13 protein-coding genes are annotated in these 15,920 nt (G+C 63.1%); 4 read left to right on the top strand and 9 right to left on the bottom strand.

Features of this window, described 5'->3' with window-relative positions:
- Positions 1 to 6 precede the first annotated feature (6 nt).
- Complete coding sequence (locus tag V1278_RS10430; protein WP_334364728.1) at positions 7 to 738, top strand: gamma-glutamylcyclotransferase; 732 nt, start codon at positions 7 to 9, stop codon at positions 736 to 738.
- A gap of 169 nt (positions 739 to 907) precedes the next feature.
- Complete coding sequence (locus V1278_RS10435) at positions 908 to 2,572, top strand: flavin-containing monooxygenase (protein WP_334364727.1); 1,665 nt, start codon at positions 908 to 910, stop codon at positions 2,570 to 2,572.
- Between the two features lie 177 nt (positions 2,573 to 2,749).
- On the opposite strand, the gene V1278_RS10440 is transcribed toward V1278_RS10435, so the two are convergent.
- Together V1278_RS10440 and V1278_RS10445 are read right to left on the bottom strand one after the other, a co-directional pair.
- Positions 2,750 to 3,601: a phytanoyl-CoA dioxygenase family protein gene (locus V1278_RS10440; protein ID WP_334380640.1), complete on the bottom strand. Its 852-nt coding sequence runs from the start codon at positions 3,599 to 3,601 to the stop codon at positions 2,750 to 2,752.
- A gap of 106 nt (positions 3,602 to 3,707) precedes the next feature.
- Positions 3,708 to 4,208 carry an L-2-amino-thiazoline-4-carboxylic acid hydrolase gene (locus V1278_RS10445; RefSeq protein WP_334380641.1) on the bottom strand — a complete coding sequence of 167 codons (501 nt, stop codon included), beginning with the start codon at positions 4,206 to 4,208 and terminating at the stop codon, positions 3,708 to 3,710.
- A 148-nt stretch (positions 4,209 to 4,356) separates the two neighbouring features.
- On the opposite strand from V1278_RS10445, the gene V1278_RS10450 reads away from it, so the two are divergent.
- Complete coding sequence (locus tag V1278_RS10450; protein WP_334380642.1) at positions 4,357 to 4,746, top strand: TfoX/Sxy family protein; 390 nt, start codon at positions 4,357 to 4,359, stop codon at positions 4,744 to 4,746.
- 54 nt (positions 4,747 to 4,800) lie between these two features.
- Here V1278_RS10450 and V1278_RS10455 read toward each other — a convergent pair whose 3' ends face one another.
- The 3 genes from V1278_RS10455 to V1278_RS10465 all read right to left on the bottom strand — a co-directional run bounded on the left by V1278_RS10455 (position 4,801) and on the right by V1278_RS10465 (position 10,270).
- Positions 4,801 to 7,479, bottom strand: coding sequence for a flavin-containing monooxygenase (locus tag V1278_RS10455; RefSeq protein WP_334380643.1), 2,679 nt, complete (start codon positions 7,477 to 7,479; stop codon positions 4,801 to 4,803).
- A gap of 326 nt (positions 7,480 to 7,805) precedes the next feature.
- The gene (locus tag V1278_RS10460) at positions 7,806 to 9,050 is read right to left on the bottom strand and encodes an IS4 family transposase (protein ID WP_334368994.1); all 1,245 of its coding nucleotides are present in this window, start codon (positions 9,048 to 9,050) and stop codon (positions 7,806 to 7,808) included.
- Positions 9,051 to 9,325: 275 nt separating this feature from the next.
- Entirely contained in the window at positions 9,326 to 10,270 is a 945-nt protein-coding gene (locus V1278_RS10465; RefSeq protein WP_334380644.1) for a LysR family transcriptional regulator, read from the bottom strand.
- Between the two features lie 224 nt (positions 10,271 to 10,494).
- Between V1278_RS10465 and V1278_RS10470 the strand changes: the two genes are divergently transcribed.
- Positions 10,495 to 11,472, top strand: coding sequence for a Bug family tripartite tricarboxylate transporter substrate binding protein (locus V1278_RS10470; protein WP_334380645.1), 978 nt, complete (start codon positions 10,495 to 10,497; stop codon positions 11,470 to 11,472).
- A 5-nt stretch (positions 11,473 to 11,477) separates the two neighbouring features.
- Here the strand turns inward: V1278_RS10470 and V1278_RS10475 are convergent, their stop codons facing one another.
- The 4 genes from V1278_RS10475 to V1278_RS10490 are packed head-to-tail and all read right to left on the bottom strand — an operon-like array spanning position 11,478 to position 15,629.
- Positions 11,478 to 12,668: an ABC transporter permease gene (locus V1278_RS10475; protein ID WP_334364721.1), complete on the bottom strand. Its 1,191-nt coding sequence runs from the start codon at positions 12,666 to 12,668 to the stop codon at positions 11,478 to 11,480.
- 2 nt (positions 12,669 to 12,670) lie between these two features.
- The gene (locus V1278_RS10480) at positions 12,671 to 13,831 is read right to left on the bottom strand and encodes an ABC transporter permease (protein ID WP_334364720.1); all 1,161 of its coding nucleotides are present in this window, start codon (positions 13,829 to 13,831) and stop codon (positions 12,671 to 12,673) included.
- Positions 13,828 to 14,508 carry an ABC transporter ATP-binding protein gene (locus V1278_RS10485; protein ID WP_057842962.1) on the bottom strand — a complete coding sequence of 227 codons (681 nt, stop codon included), beginning with the start codon at positions 14,506 to 14,508 and terminating at the stop codon, positions 13,828 to 13,830. The genes V1278_RS10480 and V1278_RS10485 overlap by 4 nt, the downstream gene beginning before the upstream one ends.
- Positions 14,509 to 14,555: 47 nt before the next feature.
- Positions 14,556 to 15,629 carry an efflux RND transporter periplasmic adaptor subunit gene (locus V1278_RS10490; protein ID WP_334380646.1) on the bottom strand — a complete coding sequence of 358 codons (1,074 nt, stop codon included), beginning with the start codon at positions 15,627 to 15,629 and terminating at the stop codon, positions 14,556 to 14,558.
- Between the last annotated feature and the right edge of the window lie 291 nt (positions 15,630 to 15,920).

Raw genomic sequence — 15,920 nt, forward strand, 5'->3', positions numbered from 1 at the left:
ACTGGCTTGACCGCCGACGCATTTATTCATCTGCCGGAGCTGCGGGCCCGGGTAACGCACCCGGAAAAGTCGCTGCTGCGCCTGACGCCAAAGATGTTTTCGATGTGGGAGCAGCGGGCGCGGGCCGCGGGATGGCCGGCAGGCTGGCGGCTGTCGGACGAAGCGATCGAGGCGTCGCGGCTTGCGGTGCTCGGCGATCATCCTGATGGCGACGACCTCTGGGTCTACTCCTACGGTTCGCTGATGTGGGACCCCGGCTTTCACTTCGCCGAAGTCCGGCTCGCCGACGTCGAAAATTATCAGCGCCGCTTCACGCTGAAGATCAATCTCGGTCGGGGATCGCACGACTATCCGGCGCTGATGCTCTCGCTCGAGCCGCAATTGGGATGTTGCCGCGGGCTGGCGTTCCGCATTGCGGCCGATTCCGTCCATGCCGAGACCGCGATCCTGTGGCGCCGCGAAATGCTGCGCGGCGGCTATGCGCCGGCGATGGTGCCGATGACGACGCCGCAGGGACCAATCACCGCACTCGCCTTCACCTCCAACCGCTCGCACCCGAGTTATGTCGGCGAACTGCCGCTCGCCGAGACCGCCGCGATGATCGCGACCGGGAAGGGCGTTCTCGGCACCAACCGCGAATACCTCCTGCAACTGGCGACGCAGTTGCAGGCGTTGGAGATCGAGGATCCGTATGTCGCGCAGTTGCATGCGCAGATCGGCGGCGCTCCCGGTGCTTGAGGCGGTCACCTCACGGCGGCCTGCCGAGTCTACTTTCAAACAATGTTTCAGGCTGATTTTCCCGCACAATCCGGCATCCTGACGCAAGTGCTGGACGCGGATAGTTGGCATCATAAGAGCCGCCGCGCGGAGACAATCGACGCCGAAATAATCAATGGAGAGGGCGCGCATGACTGGGGAGATCAAGTCGCACTACGAGGTCGTTGTCGTCGGCGCGGGCGTGTCGGGCATTTACCAGATCAAGCGGCTGGCCGATCTCGACGTGGATGCCCTCGTGCTCGATGCCGCCCCCGATCTCGGGGGAACCTGGTACTGGAACCGCTATCCCGGCGCGCGCTTCGATTCCGAGAGCTACACCTACGGCTATTCGTTCTCGAAAGAGCTGCTCAACGAGTGGCACTGGCAGGAGCGGTTTTCGAGCCAGCCGGAGAATCTTCGCTACCTCAACTATGTCGCCGACAAGTTCGATTTGCGCAAATACATGCGGTTCAACCGCAAGGTGGAAGCGGCGGCGTTCGACGAGGGCTGTCATCTGTGGCGGCTCCGGCTCGACGATGGGCGTGAACTGAGCTGCCGATTCCTCATTCTTGCGGTCGGGTTGCTCTCGGTACCGACGCTGCCGCGGCTTGAGGGCATGGAGACGTTCAAGGGGCGTTCGTTCCATACCTTCTATTGGCCGCACGAGCCGGTTGAACTCTCCGGCAAGAAGGTCGGCATCATCGGCACCGGCGCCACCGCGATCCAGGTGATCGGCGAGATCGCCGACAAGGTCGGCGAACTCACTGTGTTTCAGCGGCGTCCGAACTGGAGCGCGCCGCTGAACAATAGTCCGATCTCGGACGAGGAAATGGCCGACATCCGTTCGCGCTACGATGAAATCTTTGCCGCCTGCAAGCGCACGCCCGGCGGCTTCGAGCACGAGCCGGACCGGCGCGGCTTCTATGAAGCCACCCGCGAGGAGCGGATCGCGCTGTGGAACAAGCTCTATGACGAGCCCGGCTTCGGGATCTGGCTCAGCAATTTTCGCGAGATTTTTACCGACGAGGCGGCCAATGCCGAGTTTTCCGCTTACGTCGCCGATCGCATCCGAAGCCGCGTGAAGGACCCGGTGACGGCGGAAAAGCTGATTCCGAAGGATCACGGTTTTGGCGTGCAGCGGGTGCCGCTGGAGACCAATTATCTCGAGGCCTACAACCGTGACAATGTGCATCTCGTCGACATCAGCGAGACGCCGATTCTGCGAGTCACCGAAACGGGCCTGCGCACCAGCGCGCGCGATTACGAGCTCGATATCATCGTTTACTCCACCGGCTTCGATGCCATCACCGGTGCATTCGACGCGATCGACATCGCCGGCGTCGGCGGAGTGAAGCTCGCCGACGAATGGCGCGAGGGACCCTCGACCTTTCTCGGCATGATGGCGCATGGCTTTCCGAACTTGCTGATGCCGACCGGGCCGCAAAGCGGTTCGGCTTCGACGAATTTTCCGCGCGGCATCGAGAACGGCGTCGGCTGGTGCATGGGCCTGCTCGGCCACATGTGGGACCGCGGCTACACGCGGGCCGAGCCAACGGCCGAAGCGCAGGCGCGCTGGACCGCGCACGTGACCAAGATGTACGCCATCATGCTGATGCGCAAAGCCAAGTCGTGGTTCACCGGCTACAATTCCAATATCCCCGGCCACGAGCACGGCAAGACTCGGTATCTCGTTTATAATGGCGGCACGCCGAAATATGTCGCGGCGATCACCGAAGTTGCCGATAGCGGGTATGAGGGAATCGTGTTCGATGCGGGCGCACGGGCAGCGGCGAGGTCCGCGGCCGCCGCGGAGTAAAATACGCATAAAGGCTGAGCGTAGGATGGGTTGAGCCTACAGGTCCGCCTTCGGCCGGCCCGGTGAAGGACTCCGCGAAACCCATCGTCTTTGGAAAGGCGATGGGTTTCGCAAGAGCTCAACCCATCCTACGAGTTCGAGTTCGATCGTCGCGCTCGCGCCTTTGCTTGCATCACGTCACTGCGCCCGCAGCAGCCGCCTGGGATGAACGCCATCGACATAGCCCATGAACGGCGGATGGATCGAATAACCGATCAATTCGCGAGCGCGCTCGGGCAATTTGCTGGCGACCTCGGCAGGGACCGCGAGCGCCATGTTCTCGAGTTGCCGCACCCAGCCCACGCAATATTGCGGCGTGATGATCAGGCGCGGCTGGTCCGACCGGTTGGCGCCACCACGGTGCCATAGCGTTCCCTTGGTGATGGCCAGCGAGCCGGATGGCATGATCAGCTTCACGGCGTCAGGCCTGTCGCCTTCCTCGTGACCGGCTTCGTTAGTGAAATGAGTTGGCTTCACCGCGCCCTCGATATATTGCCCGTCCCACAGATGGCTTCCGGGAATGATTTCGGTGGCGCCATTTTGCTCGGTCGTATCATCGATCGCCCAGAACGTGCTGATGCCAAGGGCGGGGCGGGGGCGCGGAATCTTCACGCCGCTGTCGTCGAAATGCCAGGGCTGGACGGTCTCGCCGGGATGGAGATTGATCGCGAGCAGAGCAGACAACAGGCAGCTCTCGCCGAGTTCGGCTTCCACAAAGGCCATCGCGAGCGGATGGATCGCGAGCTCGGCGAAGACAGGCGCTTTCGCCAGCAGAGCATACACGCGGTTGGTTCTGGTACCTTCGAAATCGTTGCGGCCGAACAGATCGCGCGCCAGATGCGGCGCCAGCGCCGCGCGGATTTCGGCCACGCGGTCGGGCGCAAGAACACGTTCGAAGATCAGGTAACCGCTGCGGTCGAACTCTTCCTTTAAGGAGGCGAATGAGCGTGCCCCGAGCCAGGGCAAAACCTGCTCCGCTGCCGCTGCCATCTGCGCTCTCCCTCGTGAGCCCGGTCAAGCCAGGCCTCTTGCGGCATATCATACGCAACTAAAGGCGTTTTTCACGAGATTTCTGCAGCGTCGACGGTGGCGCAGATCATGATCGCGGTGCGAATGCGTAGCGGAACGTGCAGCTCGGCGCGCCCTGCATCAGCGTTTGGTCGCGCCTGAGGCTGACCTCGTTGCCGCCGGCTGCCGCGATATCGAAATCGGTGGCGCAGACCAGCAGAGCGCCGAGTTCCGGCTCGCCCAGCGCGCGGAAGAATTCCGCGAACCGGCAATGCGTGACGTCGAATTCCAGCGCCGCCTCATCGTGCCGGCGCATCTCGACCGTTACTTCCCGCTCGGTAACTTCGGCAAGCGCGGTATGCATGGTGGCCCATTTGCGCCGCGCGCTGCCCTCGACGTTCTCGCCGATGGCGGCGAACAGCGCCTTCGACCAGTCGCGCAAGGCTTGTCGCGCAATCGCGTCAGCCTTTTCCTGGCCCAGTTCCGCGCGCAGCGCCCGCAGCATCGGCACCAGCACCTGCGCCTGGATCAGCGTTTTGTCCAACAGCGACAGGCGAGGATCGACCATATAATCGTCGAGCACGTTCATCGCAGTATCCTTTGGTTTCCCGACCTTCAGCGAGATTCGGCTGCCGGCGAGGCGAGCGCAACCGAGATAAATTGAACGATTGACTTAGAAAATCTGATGCATGACCCTTGCGGGGAACGTCGGGGCGATTGCAGGAAGTGGCCGCGGAGTGACTGTCAGCGAAAGCTATGCCGAGTTTCTGCGCGAGCAGTTCGCGCCGCTTGGCCGTCTCACCATGCGGCCGATGTTCGGCGCGACCGGTGTGTTCTGCGACGGGCTGATGTTCGCCGTGGTGACGGAGAACACGCTTTATTTCCGGGTCGATGACCAGAACCGGGAGACGTTCAGAGAGGCCGAGGCGTTTCCACCGCTCAGTTATGTGAAGAAGGGTCAGACCATCGACCTCGCGTTCTGGCGCGCGCCGGAGCGGCTGTTCGACGAACCCGATGAGCTTGCCGCGTGGGCGCGCGCCGCACTGGCGGCGGCGCATCGCGTTGCGGCGAAGAGGCCTGCGCCAAAGCAACGCAAAGCGCCGAGGCCGCGCAAACGCCCGTCGTAAGCGGTTCAAATCTTTTGGCCGCTCGAATCAAGCCGAGCGGCCGTTGCCTCGTGCCTATCCCGCAGCCGCGTTGACCGCGATCGGCGAAGCGCCTTCGCCGCTCTCTTCCAGCTTTCGCGGCAACCCCGCAAAACTGCGCAACGCTTCGGCCATCCTGGCACGCGGGCTGACGCCGGTGATCACCACATCCACCATCATCAGGGACGTGTGGATGTGGCCACGCGCCTGCAGTTGCTCGACCGGCACGCCTGCGGCGGCCATCGCCTCGGCATATTCGATCCCCTCGTCACGCAGCGGATCGAACTCGCAGGTCGCCACGAACGCCGGCGGCAGGTTCGCCAGATTGCCGCGCAGCGGCGAGGCGCGCGGGTCGGTGCGGTCCGCGGGCGAACAATAGATATCCCAGAACCAGAACATCAGCGCGCGCGTCAGGAAATAGCCGATCGCATTGTCGGTGTAGGATGGACGGTCGAACCGGCAATCGGTGACCGGGCACACCAGGAGCTGGCCTGCGATCTCTGGCCCGCCGCGGTCGCGTGCGAGCTGGCAGGTGACGGCGGCGATATTGGCGCCGGCGCTCCAGCCCGCGACCAGCACGGGTCCCGGCCGGCCGCCGAGTTCGGTGGCATGCTCGGCGATCCAGCGCGTTGCCGCATAGCCATCCTCGGCCGCCGCGGGGAAGCGATGCTCGGGCGCATGGCGATAGCCGACACTGGCGACGATCATCCCGCTGCGGCGGCAGATGTCGCGGCAGAACGGATCGTCGGATTGCTCGTCGCCGAGCACCCAGCCGCCGCCGTGAAAATAGACCACGATCGGATGCGGCCCCGGCGTTGCCGGCCGATAAAGACGATATTGCAACAGGCCATCGGCGCCGTGCAGCACGCCGTCGCCGACCTCGCCGACGGGCCGGCCGGCCGGACGGCTCTTGTTGAATTCAGTGAGGAAGTCGCGCGCGCCCTGGGCGCCGAGCGACTCGATCGCCGGCAGGTTCATCTCCGCCAGCATGCCCAGCACCAGCCGCACGTCCGGCTGCAGCCGTACGACCTGGCCGTCATTGCATTGCTCCGCAACGTTCGGGCCGGTGAGTTTGAAGCCGAGCATGCCGCGGGCGACGACCTCGTTGCAAATGCTGCGATAGGGGCCGACGCCGCCGGTATAGGGCATCACGCCCTGCGCCTTGCCGGGCACGTTGGCGCCCGTATACCAGGTGTTGGCGAGCCGATGCAGCGTCAGCGTCGAACAGTCGGCCATGTGCTGCGCCCAGCCGGCCTGCGCCGTCTCGGTCGCGTCGATGGTCGTAAAGCCGGCTTCGCGCATCGCCGCCAGCCGGTCAACTACCCAGTCGACATGCTGCTCGATCGAGACCGCCATGTTCGACAGCACCGACGGGCTGCCCGGGCCCGTGATCAGGAACAGATTGGGGAAGCCTGAGACCGTGAGCCCGAGATAGGTCTGCGGACCGTTGGCCCAGACGTCGGACAGCGATTTGCCATCGCGGCCTGTGATCGGATGAACGGCCTTGATGGCGCCAGTCATTGCGTCGAAGCCGGTGGCGAACACGATCACATCGACGTCGAACGTGCGCTTGTCGGTCGTGATGCCCGAAGCCGTGATCTCTGTGATCGGCTCCTTTCGCAAGTTCACCAGCGTGACGTTGGGGCGGTTGAACGTAGCGTAGTAGTTGGTATCGAGGCAGGGACGCTTGGCGCCGAACGGATGGTCGCGCGGGGTCAACGCTTCCGCCGTCTCCGCGTCCTTGACGATCTCGCGGATCTTCTCGCGGATCAGGTCGGCGAGCAGCGCATTGCCGTCGACGTCGACGCCCTGGTCGGCCCAAAGCTGAGTCAGGATGTAGACGAGATCGCCGGCGCCCCAGGCCTGCTCGAACCGCTCGCGGCGCTCGGTATCACTCAACTGCCAGCTCACCGCCATCTGCTGCGGATAGGGGACGCCTGCGAGCGACCACCGCGCCTGCTCGCGATAGCCGGCGCGGTCGCCCTGCAGCAGTGCGAGCCGGTCCGCCGGCGCGGAACCGTTGTGGGCGGGAAGGGCGAAATTCGGCGTGCGCTGGAAAACGCTGAGATGCGCGGCCTGCTCGGCGAGCAGCGGGATCGACTGGATGCCCGATGATCCCGTGCCGATGACGGCGATGCGCTTGCCGGCGAGCTTGACCTCTTCGTGCGGCCAGCGGCCGGTGAAATAGATCTCGCCCTTGAAGTCCTTGACGCCGTCGATCTCCGGCGGCTTGGGCGCAGAGAGGCAGCCGGTCGCCATGATGTAATAGTGAGAGGAAACATCAGCGCCATTGCTGGTCGTGAGCCGCCAGCGTTCGGCCGCCTCATCCCAATTTGCCGCCCTGACATTGGTGCCAAAGCGGATGTCGCGCCGCAGATCGTATCGATCGGCGACGAAACCGAGATAGCGCAGGATCTCGGGTTGCGTTGCGTATTTCTCCGACCATTGCCACGCGCTCTCCAGCTCGGGATCGAAGGTGTAGCCGTAGTCGATGGTCTGGATGTCGCAGCGTGCGCCGGGATAGCGGTTCCAGTACCAGGTGCCGCCGACATCGCCGGCTTCCTCGATCACGACCGCCGAGAAGCCGGCCTTGCGCAAGCGATGCAGGAGATAGAGGCCGGCAAACCCGGCGCCGACGACCGCGACATCGACCTGTTGTGTCGTACCGCTGTTTGTCGCTTCAGAAGAACGTGCTGCGACCGCTGCGTCTGGCATGCCACTCCTCCCGTATGTTTTATAATTTGGAGGAGGCTACTGCTGCGTGTTCAGTTTGTCATCAGGACATATGCAATCGTTGAGTGTTTGCTGCAGACGCGCGCCGCGGCGCCTCCGAGTCCGCGATTTCGCGAATTTCTCCGCGAGTGGCAGCGACTTAACCGCAACGCTTTTCGCTCTACATCTTCTACCGGACTGCATCCCCGATGTCGTCCCTGCGAACGCAGGGACCCATACCGCGTGATCTCTCGATAAGGCAGCGTCGCAGACGTCTTTCGCAAAACGTCCGCCGGTGGTTATGGGCCCCTGCGTTCGCACTAGGGCATCTACACGCTTGCCGGGCCATATACGAGGAGTTGGAAGCGAGCCATTCCCATGTGGAAGGTGATTGGTCCAGGTGGGCGATGAGAGGCGTAACCGGTCCATCCGCCGAGCTTTGCGATGATCCATGCCGCCCAGGCGACAGTGTTGGGGCGATGGTGGTTCTTCTGGAGCTCGGTGCGGCCTTTCAGGGTTTTGTTGATGGCCTTGAGCGCTTCGATCTCGTCCGGCGTGAACACAAATTCGACCTGCAATTGTTCGCCGCCATTGCGGGCTTGAACGAGCTGGATGACGATACATGCTACTCTGGTGGCGATCGCCACGAGTTTGATCAGGCCTTCAGCGCTGTCGAGCTGACTATCCTCGATGCGCAGACCCTGGCTCTTCAGCGAGCGAAAGAGCTGTTCGATGATCCAGCGCTGCTTGTACCAGGAGACGATCCGCCAGGCATCGGCGGCGGTGACGACCGGATGAGTGGTCAGGAGCAACCAATGAATGGGCTTGGCGCTCTTCGGGGGGTGCAACTCGACGACCTCCACGAAGCTGACTTTGACGCCCTGTGGCAGGTCTTTCACGCCGGGGCGCTGCGGTCGTTTGAGCACAACGGTTCCGAGGCGCATGGAGAGGTGGGCCTGGCGACCGTGGCGATCCATTCGCTTTGGTAGATCGATCACCGCCTTGTCGCAGAAGCGGGCCCGCGCGACCGCCTGATAAAGCGTGCCGCCATCGACCAGCGCATGGTCGTGCATGGCGCGCGACAGGAGGTGGACATTGTCAGCGGGTGTCAGCGACCAGTGAGCAAAGAAATCCCCCTCGCGGTCGTTGACGACGGTGATCATACGAGCAGCGACCAGAACCTCGCAGCCTTGCTTAGCCGTCGTCACCCAGCGCGCCGATTCCTTGTCGGCCAAGGCGCGCTTCTCGTGAGCGATCCTGGCCTTGCGCTTGCGCGTCCACACCTCACCGCCGGTGAGCCCGAGACAGACCCCGCTATCGGCATCGACCGCCATCATGGCATGCAGCAGCACGCCGCGAGCATTGCCTTTGCCGACCTTGCCCAAGTCGCGCCGATGTCCCGGACGAGTGTGGAAGTTGATCTCGCTGGTGTCCTGGATCGACAGCACATGACGCCCGCTGACCGCCATCGACGTCTGCAGGCTCCAGCCTTCAATCAGCTTGTCGATCGTGACTTGCGGATTGTTCACAAACCGCCAGAACGCCATGTTCGCGGCCCAGTTGCCCTGCGCCATCTGGCGCAAACAGACACTGCGCGTGCAAAGCATAGCCCGGAGAAGCGCCGCCCCCTTTTATCGAGGCGAACGTCTCCAAACTTACCCAGGGACAAATCCGGTTCCTGCTGCATCTCTGGCGCTCCTTCGAATCAAAGCGCCAGAGAGAGAATCATACAAAACGCTGCGGCGAACGCACATCATGCCGCCCCGAGTCAATCTGTCGCGTCCCCAAGACGTGTAGATGCCCTAGTGCGAACGCAGGGACGACATAGAGTATGCCGCGCGCTCGTTCGCTAGACGCGCTTGCGTCGCTCATTCGTGCGCCGGCGCTCTATTCCGCGGGGCGCCCAATTCGGGCTGAAATCGAGTGTGAAGTCACGAAAACTTTCCACGGCGGGTGACAGCGATGCGCTGTTCCGGACGAACATCGCGATCTTCCATTTGACCGTGGGTTGCGTGAGCGGCAGGAACGCCAGTCCGAAGCCGCACACCAGCGGCTCCGCCATCGAGGGGCAGATCACGGCGCCCTGTCTCACCCGCAGCATCGATAGCGCGGTGTTCACCCGGTGCACCGGAACCAGCTCCTTCGGGTGATGCCTAGGCGGCACGTTGCTCAACACATTGACGGCGATGTTGGGCATGTAGTTGAGCAGGGGCCGCTCGCGGAGATCCTTCCAACTGACCGACTTGCCCTTTGCCCGCGGATCATCGCTACGCAGCGCCACCCAGAGCGGGTCGGCGCAAATCATGTGCACCTCCATCGATTGATCGGGAACGACGCCTGCCGGCCCGAAGCCGATGTCGGTCGAGCCGTTCTGCAGGCCAGCCAGCACCTCCTGGATCGGCACGTCGTCAAAGCGGACGTCCACGCCGGGATGGCTGTTGTTGTATTCAGCGATCAGCTCCGGCAGCAGCGTGCACGATAAGGTCTCGGGCGCGGCTACGCGCACCAGTCCGCGGCGGAGCTCCTTCAGGTTGGTCAGGCTCTCCAGCGCCTCGTCGAGGTTCGACAGCACGCGCCGCGCCATCGGGGCGAAGATCTCGCCGACGATAGACGCAGAAACCTTGCGGGTGGTGCGGTCCAAGAGGCGGACGCCGACGCGGCTCTCGAGCTCCTTGATCAGGCCGGACAGCGCCGCCTGCGACAGGTGCATGGCCTTGGCGGCTTCCGAGAAGCTCGCGGTCTCCAGCACGGCCACATAGGCGCGCAACTGCCGCACTGTCACATCCATCGCCATACCGCGTCCCCCGGCATCGTCGTTTCTGTATTCATAGGGCGAGCTTATCAATTGGTCAAAAAATACACATTGTTCGATAGAAGGCGCGTATCTATCGTTGCATCCTCTATAGGATGAAGGGCCCGGCGATCCAGCCGTGCGATCGCGCCAATGTGGCTCGAATAAAAATGGGATGGACGCGACGGGCTGCTCCGCATTTTCAGGCGGCTCAAAAAGAGGCATTCATGAAAGTCACACGCCGAACCTTGCTCGGGACCATCGCCGCCTGCCTCTCGGCAAGCTCCGGCTTCGAGGCATTTGCCCAAGGCGATTGGCCGTCACGGCTGGTGCGGCTGGTGTCGCCCTACGGCGCCGGCGGAGCCAACGACATCTCGCTGCGTATTCTGGCCGAGCAGCTTGGGCGCAGCCTTAACCAACAGTTCATCGTCGAGAACAAGCCAGGGGCGGGCACGCGCATTGCCAACGAGCTGGTCGCGCGCGCAGCGGCGGACGGATACACCTTCCTCTATGCCGCCGCGCCCTATGCCACCGCCGAAGCGCTGTTCGGAAAACTGAAATACGAGCGCAAGGATCTGCAGCCGGTTGCGATGACTGTCATGGCGCCGCTGTTCCTGATCGTCAACGCCAAGGCGAGCTTCAAGAATTTGCAGGAGATGATCGCCTACGGCAAGTCGCAGTCGGACGGCCTGACCTTCGCCTCGCCGGGCGCGGGCTCTCAACCGCATCTGGCGGCCGAGTTGCTGCTGAGAGACGCCGGCGTCAAGGGTCTCAACGTGCAGTACCGCGGCGATGCGATGGCGTACACGGAACTGCTCGCCGGCCGTGTCGATGCCACCCTGACTGCGATCAGCACGGCGTTACCGCACATCCAGAACGGCGATTTCCGCGTGCTAGGTGTTGCCTCGGCCGAGCGGAGCGCGATCTACCCGCAGGCTCCGACCTTGCGCGAGCAAGGCTTTCCCAACGTGGTGGCCTCGGGATGGTTCGGCTTCATGGCGCCGGCAGGGACGCCGCAGCCGATCGTCGAGCGGATGCAGCAAGAGATCAATCGCGCGCTCGCCGACGCCGAGGTGAAACAGAAGCTGCTGGCCCAGGGGCTGGAAGCCCGCGCCGGCTCGGCCGCCGAATTCGGCAGGTTCATCGACAACGAGACACGGAAATGGAGCGAGGTGATCCGCGCCGCAGGCCTCAAAGGCGAATAGGGCGTTCAGTTCGCATACAGGCCTTCGACGATCGGCAATCGCGCGGCGCGCAGCGCCGGAAACAGTCCGCCGATCAGGCCCACGATCAGTGCGAGTGCCACGCCCTCGGCGATCAGCCAGGGGCTCAGCTTGAAGTCGAACACCACCTGGGTGAAGTTGCCGCCAAGCGTCGACGCCGTGACGCCATCGAATATCAGGTAAGTCGCGGCCGCGCCTAACAGGCCGCCGATGACGGCGAGCAACAGCGATTCGGCCAATGTTCCGACAAAAGCCGGGAAACCGCCGAACCCGATGGCGCGTAGCGTTGCGATTTCCGTCGCGCGCGCGGCGACCGACGAATACATGGTGTTGAGCGCTCCGGCGACCGCTCCGAGCGCCATCGCGATCGCCAGCGGCCAGCCGAGTTTCTGAATCAGGTCGGAGGTTTGCGAGGCCTGCTCGGCAAAGTAACTCGCTTCGGATTTGACATCGAGCTTCAGCCGCGGATCGTTGTCGCTGTAGCTTTTGAGCTCATTCAGTGCAGCCGGTCCGGTGAGCCGCGCGCGCACGGTCTGGACGATGTTGTTGCGGTTGAACAGGCTCTGGACCACGGAAAGATCGGCCCAGATCTCTGATTCGAACACGCTGCCGCCGGCCTCGAACACGCCGACGACGGTCCAGCGCGTGGCGCCAAACGATACTGTGGAGCCGAGGTCCAGCCCCTCAAATTCCCGCAGCAATGCCTTGCCGACCACCACTTCGTTGCTGCCGCGACTGAACATGCGGCCTGCGGTGATGCGAACGTCCTTGCGCAACTCGGAGCCCTGTTCGCCGATCCCGCGCAGCGGCAGATTGGCCTTGGTCTTGGTCGTGCGCTTGATGCCGTCGACCACAAGATAGAGTTCCGGCGAGATCAGCGGCTTGCCGTCGCTACCGCGCGCAATCCCAGGTCCATCCTCGATCAGCCGCACCTGATCGCGGCTCACGGTGCTGTTGATCTCGGCCTGCGAGCCGGCCCGCAGCACGATGGCAATGTCGTCGGCACCGGATCCCGCAATGGTGCGCTGGAAGCCGTTCGCCATCGCCAGGAATGCGAGCAGCACGATCACTACCAGTGCGATTGCGATCACCGTCGAGAGCGAAAGCCAGCGGCGCTGCGAAATGCTCTTGAGATTGATGGCGGTGACCGCCGCCACTTGAAGCCAAAGCGAACGCATGCCTATCCCCGTCCGAGCGCGGTTGCAATTTTGAGCCGCATGGCATTGAGCGCCGGGATGATCCCGGTGATCAATCCAAGCGCGATCATCAGCGCCAATCCCTGCAGCGCTATCGTCGGCGATACTGCAAACGCGGGCGCGATGTTGGCGAGGCTGGTGCGGAGCGCCATCGCAATCAGCGCTGCAATCGCAAGGCCCGGAATGCCGCCGAGCAGCGCCAGCAGCACGGATTCGCCGAGCACCATCGTCAGGATCCGCGGACCTGAGAAGCCGAGCGTCTTCAGCACGCCGATCTCGCGGGTGCGCTCGCGGATCGAGAGCGCCATCGTGTTGCCGACGATCATCAGGATGGTGATGAAGGCCGCGCCGACCACCAATAGCACGATCAGGGCGATATTGCCGAACTGCGCCGCGAACGCCTTGCCGAATGCTTTTTCGGTGTCGGTCGAGGTCTCGGCGGTGGAGTTGGCGAACATCGCGTCGATGGTCTTGGCCACGCGGTCGTTGTTTTCCGGCGAGGTGGTCTGCAGGATCATCCAGCCGATGGTGTCCTTTCCGAAGCTGCGGGTCTCGTCGAAATAGGGATACTGGAACAGGAGGAAGTTGGTATCGACGTGCTGGGCCTTGCCCTTGGCGATGGCGACAATGGTGAGATCCCAGGTATGACCACCGCTCTTCTGGCTGAAGATGTTGCTATTGAGAGGAATCCGATCGCCGATCTTCCAGCCCCACTTCTGCGCCAGCGTTTCACCGACCACCGCGCTGCCGCGGTCGCGGATGAAGGCCTGAAGCTGCTCGGGAGGAACGTCGATTTCGCTGCGATAGACGTCGAAGTAGGTGTTTGGCTCGATCGCGAGCGCCATGATGAAGTTCTTGGGGTCCTGATAGTAACCGCCGAACCAGTTGGCGAATGTCACCTGCCGCACCCCTTCCACCGCTTTTACGCGGTTGAAATAGGCGATCGGCATCGGCTGGGTGAAGTTGATCTTGTTGACCGTGATCATCCGATCGGCGGCGGCGGCATCCTCGCCGGCGGTGAAGGCACGGTAAAATCCGGCGAGCACACCGAAGATCATGAAGGCGATCAGGATCGACACGATCATCAAGCTCGCGCGCAATTTGCGGCGGAACAGGTTTTTCCTTACCAGATCGAAGTCGTTCACGCGGCAAGCTCCCGTTCGACGAAGCGGCCCTTGTCGAGATGCAAGACGCGCTTGGCATAGTTTGCCGCCGCGGGATCGTGGGTGACCATCACGATAGTCTTGCCGAGCTCGCCGTTGAGCAGTTGCAGGATCGACAAGATTTCGTCGGCGGATTGACGGTCGAGATCGCCGGTCGGTTCGTCGCACAGCAACAGGTTCGGGTCCGAGACGATGGCGCGCGCAATCGCCACGCGCTGCTGCTGGCCGCCCGACATTTCGCGCGGACGGTGCTTGACGCGATCGGCAAGCCCGACCACGGAAAGCGCGGTGTGAACACGCTCGGCGCGTTCTTTGCTGCGCAATTTGGTGAGCAACAGCGGCAGTTCGACATTCTGCGCGGCGGTCAGCATCGGCATCAGATTATAGAACTGGAAAATGAAGCCGATATTGGCCGCCCGCCAGGCCGCCAGTTCGCCCTCGGAGAGGCCGTCGATGCGATGGTCCGCCACCGCAATCTCGCCCGCGTCGACGCGATCGATGCCGCCCAGCAGGTTGAGTAGCGTCGTCTTGCCCGAACCCGATGGTCCCATGACGGCGACGAAATCGCCGCGGGGAATCGCAAGATCGAGATGGTCGAAAATCGAGATGGTTTCCTTGCCCTTGGTGAAGCGCTTGCTTACGCCGGTAAGGCGAACCATCGGGTGTTCGGCTGTCACGTTTGTCTCCTCTTTGAATCGGTCGGGAGCTAGTTCGCGGCGCTGGCGTCGGCGGAGCCGTTCGCCTTGGTTTCGCGCATAAAATTCACCTTCACTGCCATGTCGGGCAGAATGCGCGGGTCCTTCTTTTCGAAGCGAATGCGGACCTTCACCGTGGCCTTCTCGCGGTTTGCAGTCGGCACGATCGCGATGACCGAGGCGGGAATGGTCCAGTCCGGATAGGCATCCAGCACCGCATTCACGGGACCGCCGGGGGTGACGCGGCCGATGAAGGCCTCGTTGACGTCGACCTCGATTTCGATCGAATCCATGTCGACGATGGTGCAGATGCCGGTGCGGGTGTAGCCGCCGACCGACATCGGTGAAATCATCTCGCCGGGTTGGGCGCTGCGGTCGATGACGACGCCGGCAAACGGTGCTCGGATTTGGTGCTTGTCGAGCATCGAGCCGCTGCGCTTGGCGTCGATCTTGGCGGTCTCGAGTTGCGACTGCGCCTGGCGCAATTGCGCACTGAGCACGCCGACCCGAGCCTGCGCCTTGGTCAGATCAGCCTCGGTGGCAAAGTTCTTCTGCGACAATGTCTGTACCCGCGACATGATCCGGGTCGCATCCTCAAGATCGGCGCTGATCGCGGCCACGGCGGCGTCGGCGGTCTCGACACGCGAGCGCGCCAGTTCATAGTCCCTTTCAGCCAGCACGCTGTCGAGCCGCGCGACGACTTGCCCTTCGGTCACCGTCCTGCCTTCGTCGGTGAAGACCTCGACCACCTTGCCGGTAATTTCGGCCGCAACGGTTGCCTTGCGGCGCGCCACCACATAGCCGGAGGCCGCCAGGCTGCCGGCCGCCTTGCCATTCGTTGCGGGCTGCTGAGGCTGCTGCTGCGCTTGCGGCTGTGAGGCTGGCTGCGGTGCGGCTTGCGATGTCGTCTCTTTGGGCTGGTCCTGCCTGCGCAATTCGAAGGCGGCAAAGGCGGCAAATGCGACGATAACGCAGGCGGCAACGGCCGCCGAGATCGGCAGCCAGCGGCTCTTCGGTCGCTCCACCTTGCTGGCGCTGCGATCGATGGTCAGCGATCTCAGCAATTTGCTCTTGTCTTCGCGCATCGTTCATTTCCATCCGGCTGCTCGCTGCAGCTTCCGCGCGGGCGACGTCGTCCTCGCGCGGGCGGTCTCTCTTACAGCCGATCTACATGTCTCGCCATAGCAGGCGGTCGAGCCCTCAGCTTTTTCGTGAGGCGCCGACCCCCAGCTCGGTTGTAGATCACGTTCAGCTCTCGCGCGCGCCAGGCGGCGCCCATTTTTCGACGAGCGAATTGCGAAATCTAAAGCCTAATGGCGATAGAAGCAATTCTTGGAACCAGCAAGAGTTGTATCCGTCGCGCCGCCAATTGCCAG

It is taken from the genome of Bradyrhizobium sp. AZCC 1577 (assembly GCF_036924575.1).
In the GTDB taxonomy this organism is placed as follows: domain Bacteria; phylum Pseudomonadota; class Alphaproteobacteria; order Rhizobiales; family Xanthobacteraceae; genus Bradyrhizobium.

Coding starts and splice junctions, on each gene's coding strand:
- V1278_RS10465 (WP_334380644.1), bottom strand. CDS start 10,270: ATGGCGATGGATGTGACAGTGCGGCAGTTGCGCGCCTATGTGGCCGTG.
- V1278_RS10475 (WP_334364721.1), bottom strand. CDS start 12,668: ATGCGTTCGCTTTGGCTTCAAGTGGCGGCGGTCACCGCCATCAATCTC.
- V1278_RS10490 (WP_334380646.1), bottom strand. CDS start 15,629: ATGCGCGAAGACAAGAGCAAATTGCTGAGATCGCTGACCATCGATCGC.
- V1278_RS10485 (WP_057842962.1), bottom strand. CDS start 14,508: ATGGTTCGCCTTACCGGCGTAAGCAAGCGCTTCACCAAGGGCAAGGAA.
- V1278_RS10455 (WP_334380643.1), bottom strand. CDS start 7,479: ATGCCAGACGCAGCGGTCGCAGCACGTTCTTCTGAAGCGACAAACAGC.
- V1278_RS10445 (WP_334380641.1), bottom strand. CDS start 4,208: ATGAACGTGCTCGACGATTATATGGTCGATCCTCGCCTGTCGCTGTTG.
- V1278_RS10440 (WP_334380640.1), bottom strand. CDS start 3,601: ATGGCAGCGGCAGCGGAGCAGGTTTTGCCCTGGCTCGGGGCACGCTCA.
- V1278_RS10460 (WP_334368994.1), bottom strand. CDS start 9,050: ATGGCGCAGGGCAACTGGGCCGCGAACATGGCGTTCTGGCGGTTTGTG.
- V1278_RS10435 (WP_334364727.1), top strand. CDS start 908: ATGACTGGGGAGATCAAGTCGCACTACGAGGTCGTTGTCGTCGGCGCG.
- V1278_RS10470 (WP_334380645.1), top strand. CDS start 10,495: ATGAAAGTCACACGCCGAACCTTGCTCGGGACCATCGCCGCCTGCCTC.